26 protein-coding genes are annotated in these 24,236 nt (G+C 43.2%); 14 read left to right on the forward strand and 12 right to left on the reverse strand.

The window, feature by feature from the left end; genetic code table 11:
- Positions 1–4: 4 nt before the first annotated feature.
- Genes SMUL_RS04440 through SMUL_RS04450 form a run of 3 tightly spaced genes read left to right on the forward strand, consistent with a single transcriptional unit; the run spans position 5 to position 2,676 of the window.
- Positions 5–667: a Crp/Fnr family transcriptional regulator gene (locus tag SMUL_RS04440; protein WP_025344061.1), complete on the forward strand. Its 663-nt coding sequence runs from the start codon at positions 5–7 to the stop codon at positions 665–667.
- A 6-nt stretch (positions 668–673) separates the two neighbouring features.
- A complete protein-coding gene (locus SMUL_RS04445) occupies positions 674–2,053 on the forward strand; it encodes a type IV pili methyl-accepting chemotaxis transducer N-terminal domain-containing protein (protein WP_025344062.1) in 1,380 nt (459 codons plus the stop codon).
- Between the two features lie 56 nt (positions 2,054–2,109).
- Positions 2,110–2,676 carry an RBBP9/YdeN family alpha/beta hydrolase gene (locus tag SMUL_RS04450; protein ID WP_025344063.1) on the forward strand — a complete coding sequence of 189 codons (567 nt, stop codon included), beginning with the start codon at positions 2,110–2,112 and terminating at the stop codon, positions 2,674–2,676.
- Positions 2,677–2,759: 83 nt separating this feature from the next.
- Here the strand turns inward: SMUL_RS04450 and SMUL_RS04455 are convergent, their stop codons facing one another.
- Positions 2,760–3,608: an IS982 family transposase gene (locus SMUL_RS04455; protein ID WP_025344064.1), complete on the reverse strand. Its 849-nt coding sequence runs from the start codon at positions 3,606–3,608 to the stop codon at positions 2,760–2,762.
- 99 nt (positions 3,609–3,707) lie between these two features.
- Between SMUL_RS04455 and SMUL_RS04460 the strand changes: the two genes are divergently transcribed.
- Entirely contained in the window at positions 3,708–4,163 is a 456-nt protein-coding gene (locus SMUL_RS04460) for a DoxX family protein (protein ID WP_025344065.1), read from the forward strand.
- Positions 4,164–4,221: 58 nt separating this feature from the next.
- Here SMUL_RS04460 and SMUL_RS04465 read toward each other — a convergent pair whose 3' ends face one another.
- The 4 genes from SMUL_RS04465 to SMUL_RS04480 are packed head-to-tail and all read right to left on the reverse strand — an operon-like array spanning position 4,222 to position 7,711.
- Entirely contained in the window at positions 4,222–4,932 is a 711-nt protein-coding gene (locus tag SMUL_RS04465) for an LrgB family protein (RefSeq protein ID WP_025344066.1), read from the reverse strand.
- Positions 4,929–5,276 (reverse strand): CidA/LrgA family protein, encoded by a 348-nt coding sequence (locus tag SMUL_RS04470; RefSeq protein ID WP_025344067.1) that lies wholly within the window; start codon positions 5,274–5,276, stop codon positions 4,929–4,931. Before SMUL_RS04470 ends, SMUL_RS04465 begins: the two co-directional genes overlap by 4 nt.
- 36 nt (positions 5,277–5,312) lie before the next feature.
- The gene (locus SMUL_RS16490) at positions 5,313–6,638 is read right to left on the reverse strand and encodes a TIGR04283 family arsenosugar biosynthesis glycosyltransferase (RefSeq protein WP_025344068.1); all 1,326 of its coding nucleotides are present in this window, start codon (positions 6,636–6,638) and stop codon (positions 5,313–5,315) included.
- Positions 6,620–7,711, reverse strand: a complete 1,092-nt coding sequence (locus SMUL_RS04480; RefSeq protein ID WP_025344069.1) for a phosphotransferase — start codon at positions 7,709–7,711, stop codon at positions 6,620–6,622. Before SMUL_RS04480 ends, SMUL_RS16490 begins: the two co-directional genes overlap by 19 nt.
- Before the next feature lie 212 nt (positions 7,712–7,923).
- On the opposite strand from SMUL_RS04480, the gene SMUL_RS04485 reads away from it, so the two are divergent.
- Genes SMUL_RS04485 through SMUL_RS04505 form a run of 5 tightly spaced genes read left to right on the forward strand, consistent with a single transcriptional unit; the run spans position 7,924 to position 13,752 of the window.
- The gene (locus SMUL_RS04485; protein ID WP_025344070.1) at positions 7,924–8,370 is read left to right on the forward strand and encodes a rhodanese-like domain-containing protein; all 447 of its coding nucleotides are present in this window, start codon (positions 7,924–7,926) and stop codon (positions 8,368–8,370) included.
- Positions 8,370–9,041: a TVP38/TMEM64 family protein gene (locus SMUL_RS04490; protein WP_038533013.1), complete on the forward strand. Its 672-nt coding sequence runs from the start codon at positions 8,370–8,372 to the stop codon at positions 9,039–9,041. The genes SMUL_RS04485 and SMUL_RS04490 overlap by 1 nt, the downstream gene beginning before the upstream one ends.
- On the forward strand, positions 9,031–10,143 hold the full coding sequence (locus SMUL_RS04495; protein WP_148295262.1) for a (Fe-S)-binding protein: 1,113 nt from the start codon (positions 9,031–9,033) through the stop codon (positions 10,141–10,143). Before SMUL_RS04490 ends, SMUL_RS04495 begins: the two co-directional genes overlap by 11 nt.
- 26 nt (positions 10,144–10,169) lie before the next feature.
- A complete protein-coding gene (locus SMUL_RS04500) occupies positions 10,170–10,775 on the forward strand; it encodes a TVP38/TMEM64 family protein (RefSeq protein ID WP_025344072.1) in 606 nt (201 codons plus the stop codon).
- The gene (locus tag SMUL_RS04505; protein WP_025344073.1) at positions 10,765–13,752 is read left to right on the forward strand and encodes a radical SAM protein; all 2,988 of its coding nucleotides are present in this window, start codon (positions 10,765–10,767) and stop codon (positions 13,750–13,752) included. The genes SMUL_RS04500 and SMUL_RS04505 overlap by 11 nt, the downstream gene beginning before the upstream one ends.
- Position 13,753: 1 nt before the next feature.
- On the opposite strand, the gene SMUL_RS04510 is transcribed toward SMUL_RS04505, so the two are convergent.
- Together SMUL_RS04510 and SMUL_RS04515 are read right to left on the reverse strand one after the other, a co-directional pair.
- Positions 13,754–14,614, reverse strand: coding sequence for a DMT family transporter (locus tag SMUL_RS04510; RefSeq protein ID WP_025344074.1), 861 nt, complete (start codon positions 14,612–14,614; stop codon positions 13,754–13,756).
- Positions 14,615–14,723: 109 nt separating this feature from the next.
- Positions 14,724–14,936 (reverse strand): 4Fe-4S dicluster domain-containing protein, encoded by a 213-nt coding sequence (locus SMUL_RS04515; RefSeq protein ID WP_051492669.1) that lies wholly within the window; start codon positions 14,934–14,936, stop codon positions 14,724–14,726.
- A 175-nt stretch (positions 14,937–15,111) separates the two neighbouring features.
- Between SMUL_RS04515 and SMUL_RS04520 the strand changes: the two genes are divergently transcribed.
- On the forward strand, positions 15,112–16,248 hold the full coding sequence (locus tag SMUL_RS04520; protein ID WP_025344075.1) for a nicotinate phosphoribosyltransferase: 1,137 nt from the start codon (positions 15,112–15,114) through the stop codon (positions 16,246–16,248).
- Position 16,249: 1 nt separating this feature from the next.
- Positions 16,250–16,414 (forward strand): hypothetical protein, encoded by a 165-nt coding sequence (locus SMUL_RS04525; RefSeq protein ID WP_169730519.1) that lies wholly within the window; start codon positions 16,250–16,252, stop codon positions 16,412–16,414.
- A 101-nt stretch (positions 16,415–16,515) separates the two neighbouring features.
- On the opposite strand, the gene SMUL_RS17785 is transcribed toward SMUL_RS04525, so the two are convergent.
- The 4 genes from SMUL_RS17785 to SMUL_RS04540 form a co-directional block, all read right to left on the reverse strand.
- On the reverse strand, positions 16,516–16,593 hold the full coding sequence (locus SMUL_RS17785; RefSeq protein WP_407701811.1) for a hypothetical protein: 78 nt from the start codon (positions 16,591–16,593) through the stop codon (positions 16,516–16,518).
- Positions 16,594–16,668: 75 nt separating this feature from the next.
- Positions 16,669–17,610: a bifunctional helix-turn-helix transcriptional regulator/GNAT family N-acetyltransferase gene (locus tag SMUL_RS04530; protein WP_025344076.1), complete on the reverse strand. Its 942-nt coding sequence runs from the start codon at positions 17,608–17,610 to the stop codon at positions 16,669–16,671.
- A gap of 96 nt (positions 17,611–17,706) precedes the next feature.
- The gene (locus SMUL_RS04535; RefSeq protein WP_223809769.1) at positions 17,707–18,189 is read right to left on the reverse strand and encodes a GNAT family N-acetyltransferase; all 483 of its coding nucleotides are present in this window, start codon (positions 18,187–18,189) and stop codon (positions 17,707–17,709) included.
- Positions 18,190–18,235: 46 nt separating this feature from the next.
- Positions 18,236–18,877, reverse strand: coding sequence for an alanine--tRNA ligase-related protein (locus tag SMUL_RS04540; RefSeq protein ID WP_025344078.1), 642 nt, complete (start codon positions 18,875–18,877; stop codon positions 18,236–18,238).
- 140 nt (positions 18,878–19,017) lie between these two features.
- Between SMUL_RS04540 and SMUL_RS04545 the strand changes: the two genes are divergently transcribed.
- A complete protein-coding gene (locus tag SMUL_RS04545; RefSeq protein WP_038533020.1) occupies positions 19,018–20,955 on the forward strand; it encodes an oleate hydratase in 1,938 nt (645 codons plus the stop codon).
- 132 nt (positions 20,956–21,087) lie between these two features.
- Here the strand turns inward: SMUL_RS04545 and SMUL_RS04550 are convergent, their stop codons facing one another.
- Complete coding sequence (locus SMUL_RS04550) at positions 21,088–21,915, reverse strand: MipA/OmpV family protein (protein WP_025344080.1); 828 nt, start codon at positions 21,913–21,915, stop codon at positions 21,088–21,090.
- A 152-nt stretch (positions 21,916–22,067) separates the two neighbouring features.
- On the opposite strand from SMUL_RS04550, the gene SMUL_RS04555 reads away from it, so the two are divergent.
- Both SMUL_RS04555 and SMUL_RS17565 read left to right on the forward strand, forming a co-directional pair.
- Complete coding sequence (locus tag SMUL_RS04555) at positions 22,068–23,519, forward strand: sensor histidine kinase (protein WP_084613073.1); 1,452 nt, start codon at positions 22,068–22,070, stop codon at positions 23,517–23,519.
- A complete protein-coding gene (locus SMUL_RS17565; RefSeq protein ID WP_025344082.1) occupies positions 23,516–24,163 on the forward strand; it encodes a response regulator in 648 nt (215 codons plus the stop codon). Before SMUL_RS04555 ends, SMUL_RS17565 begins: the two co-directional genes overlap by 4 nt.
- The last annotated feature ends 73 nt before the right edge of the window (positions 24,164–24,236 follow it).

Raw genomic sequence — 24,236 nt, forward strand, 5'->3', positions numbered from 1 at the left:
AACGATGACAAACGATCCTTTGGCACTTATTGCTTCCTTGCCACTGTTTGATTCTCTGCAAGGTGACGATATTCAAAAAATCGCCTCCTTTTGCAGTGTGCGTCACCATAAAGCCGGTGACGTGCTCTTTTATGAAAAAGACACCAAAGATGCGATCTATTACATCATCAAAGGCTCGGTCAAATTTTACAAGGTAGACCGTTTTGACAATGAAATCTTTCTCTACAAACTCTACTCCAACTCCCTTATTTTCAATGTTTCCAAGCTCATTGACAGCTTTTTTATCAGCTGTTACGCGAACGCCGAGTTTTTGGAAGACAGCACAGTGCTCTCCATCCAAAGTGAGCCATTTCGTGCGATGATCTATGCGAATCACCGCTTGATGACGAAGATTTTGGAAGAGTCGTTTAAGATGATTCAGCAGATGCAGTGTATTATTAGCCGTGATGTTGTGTTTGATGGAACGGCGAAAGTGGCGCACATGCTTGTCAATGAGCTGGAGACGTTTAACCGCCTTAAAAAACATGAAATTGCCTATATGTTGCACATTCAACCTGAGACACTTTCACGTATTTTAAACAAACTCACCCGTAATGGAACGATTGAGATCGAAAAAAACAGCGTTGTGGTCTTGAATATTCAAGAGCTCAAAGAGATTTATGAGTAGGACATTATGATAAAACCAACCACCATTAGCACCAAAATGAAACTCGCAGGTGGACTGCTTTCGTTTGTGATTATTTTCATCATCTCACTCACGGTCATGATGAATCAGATGAGCAAAAAAGACTCCTACATCATCAACATCGCAGGTAAACAGCGCATGCTCTCCCAAAAGATCAGCAAAGAGACCTTTTTCATCGTGCATCGCCATACCAATGATTTTTGCGAGCTGAACACCGCGGTGGGTCTGTTTGAAAGCAGTCTGAAAGATCTTCTGTATGGCAATGATGCAAAAGGCATTTACGCGCCCCAAAATGAGCGCATCCAAACCAAACTCGAAGAGGTGATGACACTGTGGCTTCCCTTTCGCGTTGAGGTTGAAGCGCTCAAAAGCGGCATCGAAGAGGTGCGCCCCGATATGGAAGTCTTAACGCCTCGCATCGAAAAACTCCTCGTGCTCTCTGACACGGTGGTGCAACGTATGGTGGGTGCGAATCTAAGCAACATTCACATCGATCTCTCGGGTCGCCAACGCATGCTCTCACAGCGCATGGGGCTGTACGTTAACCGTTATTTACGCAGTGCCAATGCCCAAGATCTGCTCGTTTATGCCGATGCCAAAGCGCTTTACAACAAAACAATCAAGAGCTTTTTGGATGATGCTGCGGTGAAAAACGCTCCCGAAGTGTATGCCATCGTCAAAGAGAACAACGCGTACTGGGAAGAGTACATGCTCTACTTAGACCATGTTATCGCACTTGAGAGTGAGATCAACAAGCATCTGGCATTTGTGTATGAAAAAAACGTGCAACTGCTCAATGCGATGGATGAAGCGGTCTGGCTCTACACCGACCACAGCGAAGCCAAAAACGATATGTTCCTCAAATTTCAGTACATCGCGCTGATTATCGGGCTTATCATCATCGTTTATGCGTTTGTGATGACCAAAGAGATTATAGAACATTTAGAAGGGTTTGTGCAAAAAGCCAAAGAGCTTGCACGTGGCGATATCAGTAGTTTTTCGGGGCAAAATGTGACGCTCTCTTCCCACAGCGAAGATGAACTCAAAGAGGCGTCAACGCACATTTCACTTTTTGTGCAAAAAGTCAATCTCGCGATGAAAGACTCTGAAGATGCGCTCAAAAAAGCGGAAAATGCTGTCTCTCAGCTCCAACAACTCGCCGAAGAAGTCGAAGATGTGATCGAAGATATGGGCATTGATGAGAATGCAAAGAAGACGTTTGATAAAAATGTGAATGCGACAGAGGACATTGCCATTCAGTCGGCAGAAAATCTCATCCATGTTAACCGCATGTTGCAAAAACTGAAAAAAAGCCTCAATGCAATGGTCGAGAGTAGCAACCAAACGGACGAAAAAAAAGAGGTGTAACAATTCATTTAAACTCTTGATGTATCATAATTGAAAAGATTGTATAAGAGGCTTGAATGAAAAAAGTTTACATTATTCATGGCTATTCCGCTTCGTCCAATGACCATTGGTTTCCGTGGTTTGTTGAGAAAGTTCATGCCATGTACGGCATCGAGGTTGAGGTGTTACGCATGCCAATACCTGAGACGCCGCAGGTTGAGGCGTGGCTTGAAAAACTTCGCGACAAGATCGGCACGCCGAATAATGAGACGTTTATCATCGCGCACAGTTTAGGCTGTATCACCCTTTTGCACTACCTTGACGCACTTCCTGAGAGTTTTGCTCTTGGCGGTATGATCTTAGTCTCACCCTTTGATAAACCCCTCGAAATTTTCCCCAACCTTGACGCGTTTGTCGACACCAAACTTGACTACGCCAAGCTCTCACGCAACATCCTCCAAAAGCACGTCATCTTCTCCGACAACGACATGTACGTTCCCTCTTACGTGAGTAAAACGTTGGGGGCTAAACTTGACAGTGCGCTTTTAGAAATCCCACGCGGTGGGCATTTTTTAGGCATCGAAGGGTTTGAAATGTTCCCTGAACTGTATGAAGTTTTTAGGCAGATGATCACGAAGTATTAAATATTTTTGATAATATTTACCATAATTAAGAATTTTCATTTACCAAACGTGGTTATACTTTCAACTTGTTTTAACCCAAACTGCTAGTTAAACAGAAGAGCTTTTTTGTCATCACTAAGCTTCAAAAAGCAGTTGATAGCATACGCAGTGATGAAAAGTCTAAGCTTTGTTAAAAAGCCACCAATGGTTGTAGCCTTAATCACTTTACCAAACTTAGCAGTGATCATAGAAAAGGCAGTTTCAACACCTTTTCTAATTCTACGCTTGGTAAAATACTCTTCTTTGTTTTCTTGTTGCATGTTGTTACGCCCAATGGGTGAAAGTACAATCTCAAACTGTTTTAAAAAAGCTTCTAACTTTGATGAAACATACCCTTTATCTCCAATCGTGATTGATTTTTGGGGTAGATAGTGCATAAATTGATACCCCGCCGTAACATCGTGTATGGAGCCTTCTGAGATATGTACCATTACAGGCTCTTTATCGGCTGTGACTACCATATGGACTTTAAGCCCATAAAAGAATCTTCCTTTGGATGCATTATACCCCTTCAAAGATGGATCACTCCACAATCTGACTCTGCTTTGCCTTGTGATTTGGCACAATTCAACAGGAAAAGAATCAACAGAGTAAATCTTTGCACCGTTTAATCGCTGAAACAATGAGCCTAAAAACAAAAAAAGTGTGGACAACACGTCATTTATTTTTACTAAGCGGCGCAAAAATCTCGTGTAGTCAATCTCTTTCACCAAGTGCATCATCTTAACATACTGATGTGCTTTGAAATAGTTGCCATTAAAATCATTCACTGCCATATACCCGATAAGCAGCACTTCTGCATTACTAATCTTAGCTCTAACATCATCTTTTATCCCTGATACCTTCAAATACTCATCAATTAAACAATAAACGGTTATAATATCTCGCTCCATAATCTCGCCTCCCACGGCTTTTTATGGAGTTTAAAGCAACTTTCAAACCATCTTCTCAACTAGCAGTTTGGGTTGTTTTAATACAACAAAAGGAAAAAAATGTTTTTAGAAACACAATTTGCTAAATATGCAAATGAGGATATTGGAAAACTGGTCTTACGTATCTCCATCGCTGGACTTATGCTCTTTCATGGTTTTCAAAAATATACAGGTGGTATTGCTGAAATTAAGGAGCTTGTTGTAAGTTCTGGATTGCCTGAAATTGTCGCCTATGGTTCCTATTTAGGAGAGCTTATTATCCCATTTTTACTTATATTGGGGCTTTTCACGCGTACCAGTGCTTTGATCTTTGGAACAACGATGGTCTTTGCTCTTTTCCTTGTTCATAGTGACATGTTTTTGGCTATCGACCCTGAATCAGGTGGATTGATGACGGAGCTACCCCTTCTTTATCTCTTTTCATCTTTGGCACTTTTCTTTTTAGGCGCTGGAAAGTATAGCCTAGATACCAAAATGTCTCAATGTGGATGCCTTTGTAAAAAAGCATCTAACTAATCGTGGAAAGAAGAATCTTCCATTCAGGGATTCTTCTTTAATTCTTTTACATGTAACATTATAAGAACCCAATCACAATCGGCAATAAAACGGCGATAAACACCCCAATCAACCCCATCGCTAAGGCTGAAAATGCTGCGGCATTTTCGCTGATCTCGAAGGCTCGGGCTGTGCCTACGGCGTGTGAGATGAGTCCGAGGGCGAAGCCTTTGGCGGCGTCATGTTTGATCTTTAAGAGTTTAAAAATAAACGTACCAAAGAGCGCTCCCAAAAGCCCTGTGATGACGACAAATCCCATTGCCAAAGAGGGAATCGCTCCGATGTCCTGCGCGGTGATGAGCGTGATGGGCGCCGTGACCGATTTGGTGGTCATCGAGAGCATCGTGATCTTAGAAGCGCCAAAAAGCCACAAAATACTAATGGCGCTAAGGATGGTAAAGATGCCTCCAGCGACAAGCGTGATGAGAATGGGCAGAAAATAGGACTGAATCAATTTGAGATTTTTATACAACGGAAGTGCTAATGCAACCGTGGCAGGTCCTAGAAAAAAGTGCAAAATGCTGACCGACTCAAAATACTGCTTGTAGGGAATTTGCGCCAAAATAAGAATGGGAAGCATAATGACATACGCGATGACAATGGGTTGCAAAAGCGCGTGTTTGCCTGTTTTTTCGTAAATAATAATCCCGATTTTATAAGCACTCATCGTGATGATAATCCAGCTTAGAGGCGTATTCATCACATAAGCGATCAGTGCGTCAACGTTCATTTTCTCTCCTTACGCGAGATCAAGACATCCATGAGTTTCACACTAAACGCGAGAGCTAAAAAGGTTCCCACGATCAAGGACGCAAGAATGGCAAAAAGCTCGTTTGAGATCGTCTCAAATTGGGTGATGATGCCTGCGGCGGCAGGAATAATAAAAAGGGGCAAATAGCGCAGTAGCCAAAACACCGAGCTATCAAGGGCTGGATAACTCCCTTTTCGGAGCATCAAAAAGAGCAAAAGCAAGACCATACCGATGATGGCTCCTGGGATTTTGAGCATAAACAGTTTACTGATGCACTCTCCGACAAATTGGAAGAGTAAAAGGGTCAAGATACCGTGTAACATGGCTTTCCTAAAGTTTTAAGATGGATTATACAGAATTTAGTTTCGGTGCGCTTTATAGTGTTTAATTAACTGTTGGGGCGAAACACCAAGCCAGTATAAAAAGCTTAACGTGCGGTTGCGAAGTGTGACATACAAAATGCCCTCTTTATGCCATCGGCGCGGTGACGTCAAAACCGTAGACTTTAAAAGCGTGATTTTTTGACCTCGTTTTTTAAGCCGTTTCATGATCTCCACATCTTCCATCAATGCAATCTGCGCATACCCTCCAAGCGCTCTAAAAAAAGAGGTTTGGAAAAAATGAGCTTGATCGCCGTAGGGAATTTTCGTCATTTTGGTGCGAAGATTTGCCATCGTTTCGATGAAAAAAAGCCCCAGATGCGAGTCGTTAATGCCAAGGTTAAAGGCACCCGCTTTGTTTACATGTAAAGCGTTTTCGATCTTTGTATCCCAGTGATAGGGCAAAAGCGTGTCGGCGTGTAAAAAAAGAAGCATTTCCCCTCGTGCCTTTCGCGCCCCCTCATTCATTTGAGTACTTCTGCCTTTAGACGAAAAGGCAACGCGAACAGCGCTTATTCGTAAACGCTCCACGGTGGTTTTTTCATGCGTGTCAACCACGATGATTTCGTAGTTTTGGGCGTGTGCCATCGCTTTGAGATGGGAAAGTGTGTGCAGCAGTGTCTCATCTTCATGATAGGCAGGAATAATGACGCTGATGCGCGGAAGGTCGTTTAAAATGTTCTGCGCGAACGTCCCAAGAGGTGAGAGTTTTTCTTTACATGTAAACGCGCGCAAATCCTCTAACGTGTCGATGTCACGCAGCATTTCCCCTTTGGTGACACGAAGAGGTGAGAGTTTTAAAAGCGTGTTGGCATAGACATCGCTTTGGCTGTAACGGATGCCCTCAAACGCCTCTTTGCAAAAGGTGTGTGCGTGAAAACCGATGAGGTAATAACCGCCATCTTCTGTCGGTGAGAGCATCGCATCGTTGTTGCAAAGGTGGGCAAACGCCTCTTCTAAAATGCGCCCATCCACATTAGGAATGTCCGAACCCACCAAAATCGCACGTTTATAGCCTTTGGCAAACACTGCTTCAAAAGCATTTTGCATACGCTCACCCAAATCGTTTCCACTTTGGTAAAAAAGTGATGTTCCCTCTAAATAATCAGGCAATGACATGCGCTCTTCATCATCGTAGGCTACGATCACATCGGTATTTTGTGGCACTGCGAGGCTCAACAGGTGTGCACACATCAAGCGGTAAAGCGTGGTTGCATTGTCGTTTCCAATTCCCTCTGCCAGACGTGTTTTAACACGCCCAATAACAGGCGCTTTCATAAAAAAGATCAGTGCGTTTTGACGCATAAATGCCGCTCCACAACCTCGATAAACGCTTCAAAACGCTTTACATGTAAAAAGGATTCAACCAATTCAATGCTCAGTTTTTCGCACAGCACATAGGCTTTAGTTTTGTCTTCCAATGGCGCAATCGCTTCCAGCGGTTTGGCTTTGGCAGGTACGACCAAACGGCGTGAGAGTTCGGCGCCACAAAACCCAATGCTCTGTTGCATGATGTGCAAAGGCACGTTGCCAAGGCTCTTTTCAAACGCTTTCCACAGTGCACGAACGATGGGCTGAAACTGAACGGGTTTGGGTATAAAGCAGTTGTAAATCTCACCAAAAATGATGTGCGCCAACAGTGTGCCGATGTCAAAACCAAGCGGTCCCCAAAAGGAGAATTCGGCGTCAATGATGGAAAGGTTTTCATGTTTGATCATGATAGAACCCGTGTGTAGATCGCCGTGAATTAGACACTCTTTTTCGTTTTGAAACAGGTTTAAAAGCATGTCAATATTGTGTAGAAAAGTCACACTTTTGGGCATGGGACTAAAGTAGTCAGGCAGCGTTAATGCAGGGTGATTTTTGATGTATGGAAAAATGAAAATGTACTCTTCGCTTATGCGTTTCAAGGTAGCATTTTCATAGTAATTCGCTTCGTGTTTAGGCGGCGCTTTGGTGTAAAGCGTTGCTAAAAAGGTGCCCAGTTTCGCGTACAACGAGGGGGCAATAAACTGATCGAACTGCGCTGTTTGCAAGAGTCTGTAGCCCACAAGATCTTCCATGACAAAGCAAAAAGAGGCTTCATCGAGGTAGTAAAGCGTTGGAATTAAGGAGGGAGCGATGCTTTTAAAATAGCTCAGCGTGTGCATCTCGACGCAAATACGGTTCTGTGGAAGTGGAAAATCCTTGCCCAAAAGCCGAAGATAGGGCGCGGCGTATTTGAGAATGAGCGAAGTGCCGCTTTGGTCGCTAATGCGAAAGATAAAATTTAAATTACCATCGCCTATCTCTTCCACGCGCAAAGGTGGGTATTGAAAAAAAGTATTTAAAGCCGTTGTCCTGTCAATATACGCTCTTATCTCATTTTCAGTTGTCATCTCTAAGATCCTTACATGTAAAAGCGCTATTGTAGCAAAAACAGTCAACAAACATTGACCGTATTAACCTTTTTCTAAGTCACAAAAGCTTATCATAACACCTAAATCATGTAACGGCTTAAGGTTTAAGCGTACATCAAAAATGACATGACACTGCTCTTTTTGATACATTCCCTACCCCTTACATGTAAACATTTCCCTTAGGAGAATCGATGAAACTCTCTTCATTGTTAGCGTTACCCATTGCGGCATTATTGCTTGTTGGATGTGGTGGAAAAGTCGAAGAAAATGCCAAATACAACTATATTACGGCGGATGAAACGGCAAAGTTGATGCGTGAGGACGCTTCTAAAATCGTCTTGGTAGACATTCAAGAGAAAAAAGATTTTGAGGAAGAGCACTTAAAGGGTGCGCTTGAAACGTATGCGTATCCTGTTAAAACAGAGGATGAAAAAGCGCGACTTGCGGCATTGCTTCCTGACATTAAGCCTGATCAAAAAGTGATTATCGTCTGCCCAAGAGGCGGTGGAGGAGCAGATCGCGCGTATGATTTTTACCTTGAAAAAGGGCTGAAAAAAGAGCAACTTTTAACGCTCAAAGACGGTCAATACGGTTGGCCTCGCGATAAAATCAAAGATGTTTTAGCCGTCAGCAAATAATGCTCAAACCTTCCAAAATCGCGACACTGCTCTTCGTCGGTGTCGTGCTAACGCTTTTTTTCATCTGCCCTCAGACGCGCAATTACTTTTTTGAGGTCATTGCACTGTTCCAAAGTTTAGATATCGAAAGCATCAAAGCGTACATTCTTTCTTTCGGCATGTTAGCACCGCTCATCTCGTTTTTGCTGATGGTGTTTCAAGCCATCCTTGCGCCTTTGCCCGCATTTCTCATCACCTTTGCCAATGCGGCGTTGTTTGGTTGGGTTTGGGGTGCTGCACTTTCATGGTTCAGTGCCATGGTCGGAGCGCTGTTGTGTTTTTACATCGCCAAGTTTTTAGGGCGCGATGTGGTCGAAAAACTGACGAGTAAAATGGCGTTGGAGAGTGTGGATGCTTTTTTTGAGCGGCATGGGGTTTATGCGATTGTGATCGCACGACTGCTTCCGTTTATCTCCTTTGACGTGGTCAGTTACGCCGCAGGGTTGACCTCCATGAGACTGAGCGCCTTTTTGATCGCGACGGGTGTGGGACAACTGCCTGCAACGCTGGTCTACTCCTACGCAGGAGAGATGCTTAGCGGCGGCGCGAAGACGGTTGCTTATGGGCTTTTGATTCTCTTTTCCGTTTCTATTTTGGCCTATCTGATCAAGCGAGTGTATCGTGGAAAGTGAGATCAACGCGTATGAAAAGGCGTGCGTAGATTGCAGGAGCTGTATGAAGGGCTGTCCGATGCTCTACAGCTTCACCATCTCGCCCAAAAAATTGCTCACAAAATTTACCACAGAACTTCCGACAAGCGATATGGCATTTGCCTGTGCCAACTGCGGACTCTGCGCGCACATGTGCCCACAAGACATCGACTTTGGAAAGGTTTTCACCGCTTCTAAAACAACGTTTGCGGATGATAAAAACGTGTTGAAAAAGTACGGCTATGGTGCGGTCATCTTCCACCAAAAAAGTAGTTTTTCAAGACTTTTTTCTACTACAAAAAAGTTTACAACTGGAGAGTACACCCATATGGCATTTATGCCTGGATGTGCGCTTAGCTCGTACTCTCCCAGTCTTGTTCATAGCGTATTTTCGTATTTGCGTTCTAAATGTTCTGGCATTGGCATCATTCAGCAGTGCTGTGGCACGCCCACACGCATGATGGGCGATATGGCGCAGTTTAAAATGTACCATTCACAGCTTGAGCGTGATCTTGAAAAAATGGGCGCCACCACGGTTGTGACCGCCTGTGAGAACTGTTTTATGAGCATCAAAACGTACGCGCCACACATCAAGATCGTCTCACTCTATTCACTGTTAGAGCAGATCGGACTGCCAGAAAGTGCGAAAGAACGCCATAAAAACGCGCCCAAAATGGCACTGCACGATCCCTGTCCGACACGGTATGAAAAAGAAATTCACAAAGATGTGCGCACGCTTTTAGCACAACTGGGTCTGCCTTACGAAGAGTTCAAACAAAACCGTGAAAAAACGCTTTGTTGCGGCAGTGGAGGTATGTTGGAACTCACCCATTCGGGCTTAGCGCATGAGCAGATGCGCTCTCGTGCGAACCAAACGGCATGCGAGAGCATCGTCAGTTACTGCCAAAGTTGCGCGGAGTCGATGAGCAAAGGGGGTAAAAACGGGGTGCATCTGCTCGATCTCATCTTCAATCCTGATTTTGCAATGAAGCAAGAAGCGCAAGGAGTGCTGAAAAAATGGTACAACCGTTTCAGTTCACGCCAGAAAATCCACGCCTTAAAGGATGACGCATCAAAAAGATAGCCCTGTTTTTAGCCTTTGGCGTCTTGATGTTCCTCTTTTATAAAACGGGCGTGCTCTCTTACGCGCAAGTCGAATCGATCAAAACCTTTGTCCTTAGCTTTGGCATTTACGCTCCGATTATATTCATCGTCCTCTTTACACTTGCACCGCTTATCTTCTTTCCTGATGGCATTTTAGCGCTTGCAGGTGGGCTTATCTTTGGGTTTGCGTGGGGAAGTGTTTACATCATCGTGGGTGCGTTATGTGGGGGAACACTCTCTTTTTATCTTGCACGACTGTATGGCAAAAAAATGCACGAAAAATTGGCACATGAAAAACTGATAAACTTTCAAAAAAGCGTTAAAAAGCATGGATTTGTGATGATTTTACTGCTTCGTTTAGTCCCGCTTGTGCCATTTAACATCATCAGTTACAGCGCTGGATTTTCAACGATTCGCTACCGTGATTTTTTCTTCGCAACGTTTTTGGGCATGTTGCCTGGCGTTTTGGTGTACTCCAACATCGGAGCGCAATCGCTGAGTTTTGGAAGCCATGAGTTTTACATCTCCGTTGGCTTATTGGTGGTGCTTGTGGTGGTTTCAATGATTTTAAAACAACGTGTGAAAAAGAGGTTAGAAGCGTATGAAAAGTAGTTGGCAGAGAATTGTTTTTGAAGAGCATCCGATTTACGTACACCGCCACAGTGCGGACTGGTTTGTGCCCAATGCAAGTGCGGATGCGTTATTGCAAAGTGCGGAGAAAAGCCTTGCGTATGAGCAGTTAAAACACCGCATTTCAGAACCAAATCCGCTGCATTACAGACCAAAACCCTCGTCTAAAACAGCCCTTCATGAGTTTTGGATACACCTCACCAACCGTTGCAATCTTAGCTGTACGCACTGCCTTTTTAGCTCTTCGCCCACCGAAAAAGACACGCTAAGTTGCGAGACCATAGCTTTACATGTAAACGAAGCGTACGCCCTTGGCTGTCGGCTTTTTATCATCAGCGGTGGCGAGCCGTTGGTGCATCCTGAACTGTTGGCGTTGGTAGAGTTGATTTTAGCACTCAGCGACACCGAAGTAGTCATCTTGACCAATGGCATGTTGCTTGAAAAAATCTTTACATGTAAAGATTTCCCCACATCACGACTGCACTTTCAAATCAGCCTTGATGGTCTGCCTAAAGAGCATGACGCCATTCGAGGGCATGGGAGTTTTGAGAAGTTGGAGCGAAACATCCTTTGGCTTCAAAAAGCGGGTTACTCGTTCTCTTTATCTGTTTGTTTGCATCCACTGAATATTCAGAGTTTAGAAGCCATTGTGGCGTTGACATGCGAACTCAAAGCAGGGCATCTGCATTTCTTATGGTATTTCTCGCGCGGACGTGGTGAAAATGAGGGATTGATAGCGCATGACACGCTTTTTAATGCACTGATTAATGCCTATCAAAAAGCGCAAAAATTAGGGCTTGTCATCGACAATTTTGAAGCGCTAAAAACGCAAATCTTCGCCCCAAAAGGAACGGTACACGACGGCTCTAGCTCAGGACGTAGTTCCATCGCTTTAGGCTACGATGGGCATTTTTATCCCAGTGCGGCGATGGTTGGAGAGGGTGAACTTTTGATGGAAGGAAAGAGCATCGCTGAAGCGCTTGAAAGTAGGGTGGCTAAGGACATTGCGTCGCAGTCCATCACAGCACTCTCTTCTCCACTTCGTTTTTTACTCGGTGGCGGCGACTTAGACCACAGCTTTTCTCATGCCAAAACGTTTATGGGCGATGACCCGTATGAACCGCTTTTGGAAAAGCTTGCATTGTGGCTGATAACAGAGGAAGCGAAGCGGTTTGAGCCTTTACATGTAAAGCCTGCTTTGTGTTTGGAAATGGGCGACATCTTGCAGAGTTGTGGTGAGAATGAGGGTGTGGCGCATACCCATGCGAATTGTCTGCTTGCCACGGGTGAGAGCGAGTCGTTGCGTTTGGTTAAAGCCTTTTACCATGATGCGGCGTTAGAGGACAAGGAAAGCATACTTAACCCTGCGTGCTATGAAGAGCAGTACCTTTCGCACATTCCTGCACACTTGCGCTTTCGAGGATACGGCTGTGGCAGTCCTATCTTAGATGCGAAACTCAAAATGGGTGAATCAATGCTAGATTTGGGTTCTGGCAGAGGCATTGAGTGTTTTATCGCCTCAAAACTTGTAGGAAAAAGTGGGCGTATTGTCGGGGTCGATATGCTGGATTCCATGCTGAAAATCGCGCGAAGTGGGGCGCAAGAGGTGGCACAAAGTCTGGGCTACAACAACCTCGCCTTTGCCAAAGGCTACCTTGAAGCATTGCCAGAGGAAGAAGGGAGTTTTGATGTCATCACCTCCAACTGTGTGCTCAACCTTTCGAGTCACAAACGCAAACTTTTTGCAGAAATCTTTCGCGTACTTAAAAAGGGTGGAAGGCTCGTGGTCTCCGATGTCATCTGCGATGAAGAGGCAAGTGCGCTCATCCGCAACGACGCGAAACTGAGCGGTGAGTGCATCGGTGGCGCACTGACACAAGCGCATCTTTTAGGACTGCTTCGTGAGAGTGGGTTTGAGAACATTGCGCTTATCAAACGCTTTTTTTACCGTGAAGTACAAGGGCATACCTTTTATTCGCTCACCTTTGAAGCATACAAACCAAGTGAGCAAAAGAGGATCGAAGTCATCTACAAAGGTGTGGGCGAGAGCCTTGCCTTGGAAAATGGTATCACTCTTTTTAAAGGCATCAAAACACGCATTGATGAGGCTTTGGCAAAGCGGTTGGAAAATGAACTATTTTTGCTAGATGAGAAGGGAAATGTTACCAACCAAGAGGGGCAGAGTTGTTGTTGTGCGACACCGCCTGAGGCGAAATCAAGTCTTTTATTGACTCCAAAACCAATGGCAAAAGTTTCGTTTAGCGTAACGCCTAAGCAGAATCATAACTGCATGGTCTGCTCCTCGGAGCTTGTGTATGAGGCGACATTGCAAGAAGCCACGTGCTACTACTGCGGAAGTGTGAGTCATCAAAGCGTTACATGTAAAGAGGGGCATTATGTCTGCGATGCGTGTCATGCGAAAGAGGCGTTGGCGGTCATTGAACACATCTGTGCAACATCCAAAGAGCGCGATATGCTTAAATTATTTCAACAAATCCGAGAGCATCCAAGTATCCCAAAACACGGGCCAGAACATCATGCAATGGTGCCTGCTATCATCGTAACTGCGTATAAAAACAGCGGTGGAAAAGTGAGTGAGAGTGCGCTTAAAACCGCGATTTCAAGAGGTTCTAGCATTATGGGTGGTGCGTGTGGATTTTTGGGTATCTGCGGTGCGGCAAGTGGTGTGGGCATCGGTTTTGCCATTCTTTTAGAGTCTTCACCCGTTGCCAAAAAAGCGCGCTCCTCTGCTCAAAAAGTAACGTACGCCGTGCTAGGTAAAATAGCCGAATACGAAGCGGCGCGCTGTTGCCACAGGGAAGTCTGGACAGCGCTCAACATCGCTTCGTCGCTCTCCGAAACGTTTTTACATGTAAAGCTTTTGGCTGAGATGAAAACGAAATGCGATCAGAAGAAATTTAACCAGTATTGCTACGGAAAAGAGTGTCCGATCTTTTAAATCAATGGGTCTGGTACCGCTTCATAAAAAAATGATGCAACCACAATGAAAAGGCGATGACACCACTTCCCAAAGCAAGCAAGGTGTAATTGGTCGGGGTTCCCCAAATCAGAAGGTTCATCACCAATCCTGCGGGAACTAAAGCGTTGTTCATGATGCCAAGTACGCCTGCATCGACTTCGCACGCACCCTTGTTCCATAGAAAATACCCAAGCCCTGAGGCTATGACGCCCAGCCACAGTAAAACGCCCCATTGTGTGAAGGTTGGGGAGAGTTTTTCTGTGTTGCCAAACCATCCAAACGCAACCAAACTGACGATCAAGGCTCCAAAATGAAAGTACCCAAACACATCGCGTTGGGCGATGTCTTGATGCGACTCCATCACTTTCTTATACGCACTTTGCCCGATGGCAAAACAGATATTTGCCCCTTGTACCATCAAAAAACCGGTGATAAACTGCGATGTCACATCGTGGTAACGGATGATATACGCTCCCAAAACCGCCACGCCCGTGCTCACAAGGTAGAGGGGTTTAAATTGAGCTTTTAACGCGTCATAAACCAAGGTCACATACATGGGGGTAAAAATGGTAAAAAGAATGACTTCAGGCACGGTGAGAAATAAAAAGGATTGGTAGAAAAAGAGGTACATGATGCCTATTTGCACACTGCCGATCAGCATGATTTTAAGCTTTAATTCTGTGGCAACACCTCGAAATTTTGTGAGAGGTAAAAAGATGAGTGAGGCAAGGGAGACACGTACCAAGACAGCAAAATAACTATCGATTTTTCCTGCTAAAACTTCGCCAATAAAACTAAATGAAAACGCCCAAATAAGCGTCACTGTAATCAAATATCGCATGAGTATCCTTCAAAAAATGAAGCCATTACTATACCATGAGGATGATTATGTTTAACGTAAAAAAGTGTGAGAAGAAAAAAGGCAGGGTTAACTGCCTTAAGCGTGTGAATTAAGCACCTAAAACAATACAGCCTTCTGTTGGACAGGCTTCGATACACGCAGGGGATGAATGATGCCCAACACACTCAACACATTTGTCTGCAAAAACATAATAGGTCTCAGCGCCCGTTGGGTTCTCGCTATCATCAACAATAGCCTCCACAGGACACTCATCGATACAGGCTCCACATGCAATACAAATATCCGTAATTTTCGCTGCCATAACTTTTCCTTAATTGAGATTTTTAATCAAAAAATTTTACTATAAGATCGTAGCATGAAAATAGCTTCACATGTAAAACGCGCTAAACGTTAAAAGTTTACGCTACTTCTTTTTTTCTCAGCAATTTTATAGCAAAAGGAGACTATAAAGTGAAAACGAAACGACAAGGATCTGCATGCAAAACAGTCACAAACCTGATGCCATCGATATCCCCTCATGGACCGATAAATATTTTTCCAACACCAAAGCAATCGTCGAGCATTTTGGCGATACGGAAGTCACGTACGCTTTCTTTTTACGCCGTCCCGTTCTTTCAGCGACACGTTTAGCCACGCAGTGGATTCAAGCACAAGCGAAAAAGCAAGGCATGAGCGTTACCATCGAAGTGTTGCACGAAGAGGGCGAATGGGTCGGTGCGGGCGAGCCTCTGTTTTATCTTAGCGGCTCTTTTGCGCTTCTGGTGGAACTCGAAACGCTCATTTTACAAACGTTAGGCTCCGCCTGTGTTGCCGCTTACAACGCCTATGAGATGTGCCAAATACTTCCAAACGTCTCTTTTTTGGCGATGGACGCACGCCACTGCGCAGGAACTGGGATGGCTGAGATGATGGCATATGGCGCATCGGTTGGCTCAAAAGTGGCGCAAAGTAAACTGGGAGCGGTAGGATTTATCGGTAATGCAACCGATGCAACGGCTCATTTTTTCGGACGTGAAAAAGGGCTGGGTACGGTTCCTCACGCCCTCATCGGCTATGCAGGCTCAACGTTAAAAGCTGCTCAAATGTTCCATGAATGCTTCCCTAAAGAGAATATCCCTATCTTGGCGGACTATTTTGGTCGTGAAATCACCGATACCTTGGAAGTTTGCAACGCTTTTTCTGATTTAGCAAATGAGGGAAAAATCGCCGTGCGCCTCGATACTCACGGTGGACGTTTTTTAGAGGGGCTTGATACGCAAAGAAGTTACCACGTCTTAGAACGCCACGCACCTGATGCTGTGCGTGACTACCGTACCGAAGCAGAACTGCACGACCTGATCGGCACAGGCGTTTCAGCCGCGGCGATATGGAGTATGAGGGAATCTCTGGACAACGCAGGATTTTCAAAAGTGCGCATCATCGCCTCTTCAGGCTTCACACCGCAAAAGTGCCGTTCGATGGCATGGGCAAAAGCCCCCATCGACATCATCGGTACAGGCTCATTTCTTCCAGATCGTTGGAGTGAAACCAACGCCACAGCTGACATCATCGCTTATGGTGGCGTGCCAAGGGTTAAAGTGGGGCGGGAGTTTTTGTTGAAAAAGGAGCGTTAGGATGTATATTTTTATAAAAAAAAGTAAAAGTTTAGGGATGAGCCCTAAAAAATATGAGTTAAAAGTACCCACAGCGAGAATGAAGAAAGCATTGAAAGAGCTCGAAAAAAAGAAAGGAAAATCATTTGATTCCATCGAAGCATTAAAAGTTGATCTTGAGTTATGAAATACTCTATTTTTCGTACCTTTTCTTTCAAAAAAAGCTCTCTTTATCTGAGCAAGTAAAAAAAGAGTTAGGGCTAAAACTTTAACTCTCAAAAACCTCTACTAAAACTTTTTATAAACTTGCGTATGTTTCCCAAGCATGACAAGCGTTAAAAATTTTTCATTTAGTGTAAATATCAACAGCCAATCGCCTTTTACATGTAAAGATTTTATTTTCCTAAAACTACTTTTTTAGCGAATGACCTCTTTAAAAAGTTATATAACCCGTCTAAACTGCTGTTCGGTAACCACAGAGCCCCATTGGGTTCCAACTTCTTCTTTTACAAGCTCAAAACCAAAGGACTCATAAAGCTTTCGTGCCGCATGTAAACCTTTAAATGTCCAAAGTTGGATAGCGTTAAACTCTGATTTTTCACAAAATGTGACTGCCTCGTGAAGCAGTTGGCGCCCAATTCCTTGACCTTGACACTTTTCATCCATGATAAACCATCGCAAATGCGCGTTGTTGTCTTCTAAATCTTCGCCATCAATTGCAATTGAACCCACAATGGTGTCATTTTGCAGTGCCATCCAAAGATTATTGCGAGGGTTGTTTAGACGACTGACAAATTCAGCCATTCCCATAGCGACTTTACTTTCAAAAAATTGTCCAAAATGGGAAGCGTTTGCGTAAAAAGTAGCGTGCATTTCAGTGACTCTGCCCACAACACCAGGTCGATACCCTGCGTCTAGTGTGATCGCATTGAGTGGGGCATTTAAACGACATCCTTGCAAAGCCTCTGCGTAGGTGCAAAGCCCTTGTACGACGGCTTGCTGTTGCGAAACATCTAAATGTTCCATGGCAGTTTTAACTTGTCTTTGCCCGTACACATGTATGGCTTCAACCGTTTTTTTACCTTGATTTGTTAACAATAGATTTTTAATACGACCATCTTTGGGATCAGCATTTTCTATCACTTCGCCCGCTTTAATGAGCTTGTTGATCATTCTGCTAACACTTGATTTTTCCAAGCTGAGTGTTTGTACAAGTTGCAACGCTGTCATAGCGCCTTGTTTTTCGATTTCTAACAATGCGTGAACGGCGGATGGGGAGTAGTTGGTTCCAGCCAAAGTTTTTTCCATGAACCCGAGTTCTCTTACCATCTGCCGTGAAGCCGTACGAATCTGGTTTATCGTAGAGGATGGATCTGTATTCATTTAAAAACCTTGTCTATGAAATAATAGTTGTATAGTACAACTATTATAAACAAGAGTCAAATGTGTGAATAAAGGAGGCTATTTTTACATGCCCATTTACAGCACTTTGTGCATCACATACGTATTGACATAACCCAATTTTCCATGCTTATAGGCGTTGGGGATGGTACCGACAATGGCAAAGCCTAGTTTTTGCCATAATGTAACGGCAACGGTGTTGGTCGACACTACTGAATTAAATTGCATGGCGGTGTAGCCAAGGGAACGGCCTATTTCTTGGCTGTGTTCACAAAGAGCGCGCGCTACGCCTTTGCCTCTTGCGTTTAAGGAGACCATATAACCGCAGTTGCAGATGTGTGAACTCGGTCCCATACCGTTTGCTTTGAGGAAGTAACTACCAAGTATCGTTTCACCTTCTTTGGCGACAAAACAGACTTGCGGTGCTTCACACCATAAGGTATAAGCTTCTTGATAGGTCATCGTTGGTTCATACGCATAGGTTTCTTGGGCTTGAATGATCGCCTCAAATTCAGGCCAAAATTGACGAAAATCTTCTTTTGAGATAGGCATAATGTGCATAAAAATCCTTTACATGTAAACAATAATAGGGCTAGTTTTTTGGCGTTTATATGTCCAAATAAATTTCAATTCTCTCTTTGCCTTTGCCAATATTCTTTCGTTTTAAGGAGAGTTGACCCACTTCGCCCGTGCGTTTTAAGTGCGTTCCTCCACAAGGAACCTCTGCAAAACCATCGATTTTCCAGTAGCGTCTTTGATTTTCCATGTCGCTGTAGTCACTTTTGATGGGTAGATTTTTCTCGATTAACTCCGTTGCTTTGAGAAGAAGGAGGGGAAACAAGGTGCTAATGTTTTCATGCCAAAAAAAATCAATTCGAGCTTTATCTTGGGCGATGTGAGCGCCGATTTTTTCCACAGAACCTAGCTCTTGATAGAGGAGTTCAAGGATTAACTCCGCGGCGAAATGGTGTTGCATCAGGCTATAACGCCTTTGCCAGTCGATCTTGACCGTTACTTCTTGACCCACGTGAAGATTATGTCCGCTTGGCATGGTGTAGCGAATGTTAGTGCCTTCTTTCATCGCTTCTAAGACTTCAACGCCACCGATGGTTCCAAAATCGCTCTCTTGTCCTCCTGAAAATGCGTAAAAAATGGTTTGATCTAAGTAAATACAATCACCCTCAACCGATTTAATTTTTGCTTGAATTTCGCTCAAATAGGGGTCATTCCAAAAAAGTTTTTGTAGCATAACATTCTCCATGGTTTAGTGCGTCACTATTATATAGAAAATCGAAGGGAAAAAAGATAAAAGAAAGAGGCAACTTTCACCATCTAGTGACCCATCTAGCGCATAATAAAACCCGTTAATATGATTCCTAGGAGCAAAATATGAACAACCAAAAAAGTACAATCGACACATCAAAATTTGACAACGTGCTTGATAGCTCAAAGACCTTCGTAGACCATGAACCCGACTCTAGCAAAGAGATACAGCGAAACACTCCCCAAAAAACTATGCCTTTTTCGGATCAAATTGGAAATTATCAACGAAACAGAGGCATTCCTGCATACTCTTACGATGAGTCTAAAGTGTATATCGTTGGTAGTGGCATTGCAGGGTTGAGTGCTGCTTTTTATTTGATACGCGATGGGCGAATCCCTGCTCAAAACATTACGTTTTTAGAAAAACTCTCGGTTGAGGGCGGTTCGATGGATGGGGCGGGTGATGCTAGAGAGGGTTATATCATTCGCGGTGGGCGCGAAATGGATATGACGTATGAAAATCTTTGGGATCTGTTTCAAGATGTTCCCGCGGTTGAATTACCAGAGCCTTACAGCGTGCTCGATGAATACAGACTCCTCAACGACAATGACTCGAACTACTCCAAAGCGCGCTTCATCCATAACAAAGGGCACATCACAGATTTTAGTAAATTTGGATTGTCTAAAAAAGATCAATTAGCCATTATTAAACTGTTATTGAAGAAAAAAGAGGACTTGGATGATGTAACGATACAAGATTATTTTTCAGAATCTTTTTTAGCCAGTGATTTTTGGACACTATGGCGCACGATGTTTGCTTTTGAGAATTGGCATAGTGTGCTCGAGTGTAAACTCTACATGCACCGTTTTTTACATGTACTCGATGGTATGAAAGATCTGTCGGCGTTGGTCTTCCCCAAATACAACCAATACGACACTTTTATCGCCCCTTTGCGAAAATTATTACAGGAAAAAGGGGTGCAATTTCAGTTCGATACGTTGGTAGAAGATTTAGAAATTACGATGACACATAATGAAAAAATAGTCGAGAACATCGTGACGATCCACAATGAGACAAGTTCTAAAATCGCCGTTGGCAGGGATGATTATGTCATTGTGACGACGGGTTCTATGACGGAAGATACCTTTTATGGAGATAATCATAACGCTCCCATCATCAGCATCGACAACACAACGAGTGGGCAAAGTTCAGGCTGGAAATTGTGGAAAAATTTAGCGAAAAAATCAGAAGTTTTTGGCAAACCAGAGAAATTTTGCAGTACCATAGAGCACTCCTCTTGGGAGTCAGCGACGCTTACATGTAAACCCTCGGCCTTTGTGGAAAAATTAAAAAAGCTTTCAGTGAATGACCCCTATTCGGGCAAAACAGTGACGGGAGGCATCATCACCATTACTGATTCGAACTGGTTGATGAGCTTCACGTGCAACAGACAACCTCATTTTATAGAACAACCGGATGACATTTTGGTCATTTGGCTTTATGCTTTGTTTATGGATAAAGAGGGAAATTATGTCAAAAAACCGATGCCAGAGTGTAGCGGCGATGAGATACTTACAGAGCTGTGTTATCACTTAGGGATTAAGGATGATTTGGAAAATGTGTTGAAAAACACCATTGTCCGTACCGCGTTTATGCCCTATATTACCTCCATGTTCATGCCAAGAGCCAAAGGTGATCGCCCAAGAATTGTCCCAAAAGGGTGCAAAAATCTAGGATTGATCGGTCAATTTGTCGAGACAAACAATGACATCGTTTTTACGATGGAATCGTCCATACGAACGGCAAGAATTGCGGTTTATACACTTCTGAACCTCAACAAACAAGTCCCCGACATCAATCCACTTCAGTACGACATACGCCAACTGCTCAAAGCCGTCAAATCCCTCAATGACGATCAACCGTTTATAGGAGAAGGTATTTTGCGTAAATTTTTGAAAGACACCTATTATGAGTATATACTTCCACCGATGAGCAAAGAGAGTGAACAGGAGTCCTCTTTTATGGAGCATATCGAGAAGATTAAAGAGTGGATTTTGAGATGAATCTATTTTCATGTCACGTATTAACTTTTTAACCAAAAATTGAAAGGCTTCGCTCTCTTGAATTAAATAATAATAAAAGGGAGCGGAGCTAAACTTTTAGACATATTTTGACAAGAGTACGTTATTCTCAGATTAGAATTTATAACTGAGCGTAGCCATTGTAGCCGTGTTGAAATCTTTTTTTGTTAATGGACTATCCGCGGCATTATCTAACAATTTATCTGCCGTGAGCATAACTTTTGCTTCCCAATTTTTAGTTATCGAATAGAATGTGCCGATTGAAACTCCAGCAGATTTAATTCCTGATTTTGCCTCATATTGGTTATATCCAGAACGCATTGCTTGTGCTGGAGTAATGCCAAAATAACTTTGCATATGCTCTTCATCCGCCCATGTATTACCCGCAGCAACTTTTAACTTCAGCTTTTCTGTCAGTGAGAATGTCTTGCTTACCTCTAGTTTTGCCGTTGTGCCATATTCTTTATCTCCCTTTGAGATTTTGCCTGAAAGTTTCATAAGACCAAAATTATATTCTCCAAGAAGATTGACTATTAATCCCATATCAATATCGCCCATGCCTCGTAGATTTTCTCTATCATCTTTTTCTTCTCTACCAAAAGAGGGGCCTATTGAAGCACCGATTTTATAGTTTTCTCCATAAATGGGATAGCCTCCGATCCCATTCCAATTTGCAAAAATCAAACCTTCTTTATAGCTAGCGGAAATGTCAGGGATGAGTATTGCATGGTAATTGTTAGAACCTTCATATTTTGCTCTATACATCACGCCACCACCAAGTGCAAAAGCCCAGTTTTCCTCTGCAAATAGTGCAGAAGAAAACTGCTTTGTTTGTATGGGTTCAGGGCGACTTGGTATCTCTTTGCCAAAGGCATTGAGCGTAAATATTGCAGTAAGTACAGCGAGACTCATAAATGAAATTGAACGTGAATTGTATGGCATAGTATAGCTCCTTTTAAGTGTGATTTGCTTGTTTGGAAATATAGCTGATTATTATATTTTACACATCGGTCTAAAGTATGAGATAGAACAAATAATGACACATCAGACTTTAGACTGATGTCTTTTTTATAAAATTATTTTATAATGAAGGTATGAAAAATTTATTTAACTATTATCTGACTTTTATGAATCGTTTGTGGTGTCAGCTTGCGATAAGCTACGCGTTGCTTTCTTTTTTTGCCATGATTTTACTTGCTCTAATGCTAAACAGCATAAACAATTACACTAATTTTCATACAGCCATTACGCTTGAAAATGTTGAAAGGATCATAGAGAGTGAAGAGCTTATTGTTACACAAGCCATTCTTGATACGAATAGCGTCGAATGGTTGAACAAAGCTCGCAATAATATCCGTGAAAAATTGATAAACTTGGAGCAGGGTAGTGGTTCTTCGATTTACCGTATTACGAGCTCTAGTTCTCCTGAAGTGTATATTGAGATTACCGATAAAAACGGGTTTCTTTTATTTTCGGATTTTGATAATTTCTCAAATAAAACATCACCCTATCTTAGCAAAATAAAAAGTCAGTCCGAAGTAAAAAACAGTGTTCAATGGCTAGCAAAAAATGGAGCTATCTTAGCGAATAAGGAACTCCTAAAGCATGACAAAGAAGAACGCATCGGACATTTACGCATTGTGTATATCGCGGAGTTTGATCCATGGATACAGTTTAAGAGTCTCATGCTTTTTTTGCTTCACATATGGGATAAGGTTTTATTGCTTTCGGTGCCGATAGGTATTATCTGTGGACTCATTGCATCTCGTTATGTAACGAAGCAATTGCAAAAGATGAATGAGATTACTGAAAGCTGGCGGCAAGGTAACTTTCAAAAGAAGATTTCTCTGCCAAATGATGATGTCCTAATGAGGCATAGTGAACATCTTAATAACATGGCACGGGATTTGGAGATGTATCTGAATTTGAAACAAAATCTTGCCATAAGTGATGAGCGAAACCGTCTGGCGCGTGAACTTCACGATACGGTAAAACAGAAGCTCTTTGCTTTGGGTTTACAGATGGCAACCATCAAGACCAAGTCTGCCGCAATGGAAGTTGCTGGTGAACATATCTTTGAGGCAGAAGCTATCACTCGCGAAGCGCAGCATGATCTCATGGAAATTATCACGCAACTGCACCCCACCGAAGGCAATAATAGTTCATTTTTTGAACGTATTGTTATGATTGCCGAAGATTTCAAGCGCCGTTTTGGCATAAGCATAGAACTAAAGTATTCTGAACTTCTCCAGTGTAATGCGTATACGGAGCATCATATTTTACGCATTGTTCAAGAATCGCTCATCAATGCTGTGCGCCATGGTAAGGCGTCTAAGATCGTGATCGCAAGTGAAAGAAACGACGATACTATTACTCTTACGATCACCGATAACGGAGTAGGTTTTATGACTGCGCAAAAAACAAGAGGATTCGGGCTTGTTTCCATGCACGAACGCGTACAAGAGCTTCCAGATGGAACATTTGACATTCAAAGTACCATAGGTGTGGGAACTCAAATCACCCTTTCATGGAGAAATGAATCATGACTGAAAAAATCACACTTATTCTTGCTGACGACCATGCAATGGTGCGCAAAGGGCTAACGGCCTTTCTTTCCACCGCCGAGGATATTCAAGTGATGGCCGTTGTGGAATCGGGTATGGAAGCGGTGAGTGCTGCGATGCACTATGCTCCTGATGTTGTATTGCTTGACCTATTTATGCCAGATAAACCAGCCGTTGAAACAATACGGCAGATTAAAAAAGTGAGTCCTCGTAGCCAGATTATCATGGTAACTTCACACGAAGGTGATGAATATGTGGTGCCAACAACACAAGCAGGAGCTATTTCATATATACTCAAAGATACAACTCCTGAAGACCTTATTATCGCCGTGCGAAAAACGGCACGAGGAGAAAGTATCATAAGTTCGCGTGTCGCTAAAGCGCTCGAAAAGGTTGTCACACTAAAAATGGAAGATGAACAGTTCCATGAGGATTTAACAAGTCGTGAAATGGAAGTGTTGCATTATATTGCAGAAGGATCGTCAAATATGGATATTGCAACGCATCTAAATATTTCAGAAAAAACTGTAAAATCGCATGTAAGCAATATCCTAAGTAAACTCTATTTAACGGATCGAACCAAAGTTGCGGTATATGCATGGCGTCAGGGGCTTGTAAAGAAATAAGACAGACGTTATCTTACTCCTTTTAAAGTCAAGTTTGTGAGCAAATAAATGAGACACGCTGCTTTTTATCTTT

This window comes from Sulfurospirillum multivorans DSM 12446 (genome assembly GCF_000568815.1).
Lineage (GTDB): Bacteria > Campylobacterota > Campylobacteria > Campylobacterales > Sulfurospirillaceae > Sulfurospirillum > Sulfurospirillum multivorans.

Coding starts and splice junctions, on each gene's coding strand:
- SMUL_RS04545 (WP_038533020.1), top strand. CDS start 19,018: ATGAACAACCAAAAAAGTACAATCGACACATCAAAATTTGACAACGTG.
- SMUL_RS04515 (WP_051492669.1), bottom strand. CDS start 14,936: ATGGCAGCGAAAATTACGGATATTTGTATTGCATGTGGAGCCTGTATC.
- SMUL_RS04490 (WP_038533013.1), top strand. CDS start 8,370: ATGCTCAAACCTTCCAAAATCGCGACACTGCTCTTCGTCGGTGTCGTG.
- SMUL_RS04460 (WP_025344065.1), top strand. CDS start 3,708: ATGTTTTTAGAAACACAATTTGCTAAATATGCAAATGAGGATATTGGA.
- SMUL_RS04485 (WP_025344070.1), top strand. CDS start 7,924: ATGAAACTCTCTTCATTGTTAGCGTTACCCATTGCGGCATTATTGCTT.
- SMUL_RS04470 (WP_025344067.1), bottom strand. CDS start 5,276: ATGTTACACGGTATCTTGACCCTTTTACTCTTCCAATTTGTCGGAGAG.
- SMUL_RS04540 (WP_025344078.1), bottom strand. CDS start 18,877: ATGCTACAAAAACTTTTTTGGAATGACCCCTATTTGAGCGAAATTCAA.
- SMUL_RS16490 (WP_025344068.1), bottom strand. CDS start 6,638: ATGCGTCAAAACGCACTGATCTTTTTTATGAAAGCGCCTGTTATTGGG.
- SMUL_RS04535 (WP_223809769.1), bottom strand. CDS start 18,189: ATGCACATTATGCCTATCTCAAAAGAAGATTTTCGTCAATTTTGGCCT.
- SMUL_RS17565 (WP_025344082.1), top strand. CDS start 23,516: ATGACTGAAAAAATCACACTTATTCTTGCTGACGACCATGCAATGGTG.
- SMUL_RS04500 (WP_025344072.1), top strand. CDS start 10,170: ATGTTCCTCTTTTATAAAACGGGCGTGCTCTCTTACGCGCAAGTCGAA.
- SMUL_RS04505 (WP_025344073.1), top strand. CDS start 10,765: ATGAAAAGTAGTTGGCAGAGAATTGTTTTTGAAGAGCATCCGATTTAC.
- SMUL_RS04440 (WP_025344061.1), top strand. CDS start 5: ATGACAAACGATCCTTTGGCACTTATTGCTTCCTTGCCACTGTTTGAT.
- SMUL_RS04465 (WP_025344066.1), bottom strand. CDS start 4,932: ATGAACGTTGACGCACTGATCGCTTATGTGATGAATACGCCTCTAAGC.
- SMUL_RS04510 (WP_025344074.1), bottom strand. CDS start 14,614: ATGCGATATTTGATTACAGTGACGCTTATTTGGGCGTTTTCATTTAGT.
- SMUL_RS04520 (WP_025344075.1), top strand. CDS start 15,112: ATGCAAAACAGTCACAAACCTGATGCCATCGATATCCCCTCATGGACC.
- SMUL_RS04445 (WP_025344062.1), top strand. CDS start 674: ATGATAAAACCAACCACCATTAGCACCAAAATGAAACTCGCAGGTGGA.
- SMUL_RS04530 (WP_025344076.1), bottom strand. CDS start 17,610: ATGAATACAGATCCATCCTCTACGATAAACCAGATTCGTACGGCTTCA.
- SMUL_RS04450 (WP_025344063.1), top strand. CDS start 2,110: ATGAAAAAAGTTTACATTATTCATGGCTATTCCGCTTCGTCCAATGAC.
- SMUL_RS04525 (WP_169730519.1), top strand. CDS start 16,250: ATGTATATTTTTATAAAAAAAAGTAAAAGTTTAGGGATGAGCCCTAAA.
- SMUL_RS04555 (WP_084613073.1), top strand. CDS start 22,068: ATGAAAAATTTATTTAACTATTATCTGACTTTTATGAATCGTTTGTGG.
- SMUL_RS04550 (WP_025344080.1), bottom strand. CDS start 21,915: ATGCCATACAATTCACGTTCAATTTCATTTATGAGTCTCGCTGTACTT.
- SMUL_RS04480 (WP_025344069.1), bottom strand. CDS start 7,711: ATGACAACTGAAAATGAGATAAGAGCGTATATTGACAGGACAACGGCT.
- SMUL_RS04455 (WP_025344064.1), bottom strand. CDS start 3,608: ATGGAGCGAGATATTATAACCGTTTATTGTTTAATTGATGAGTATTTG.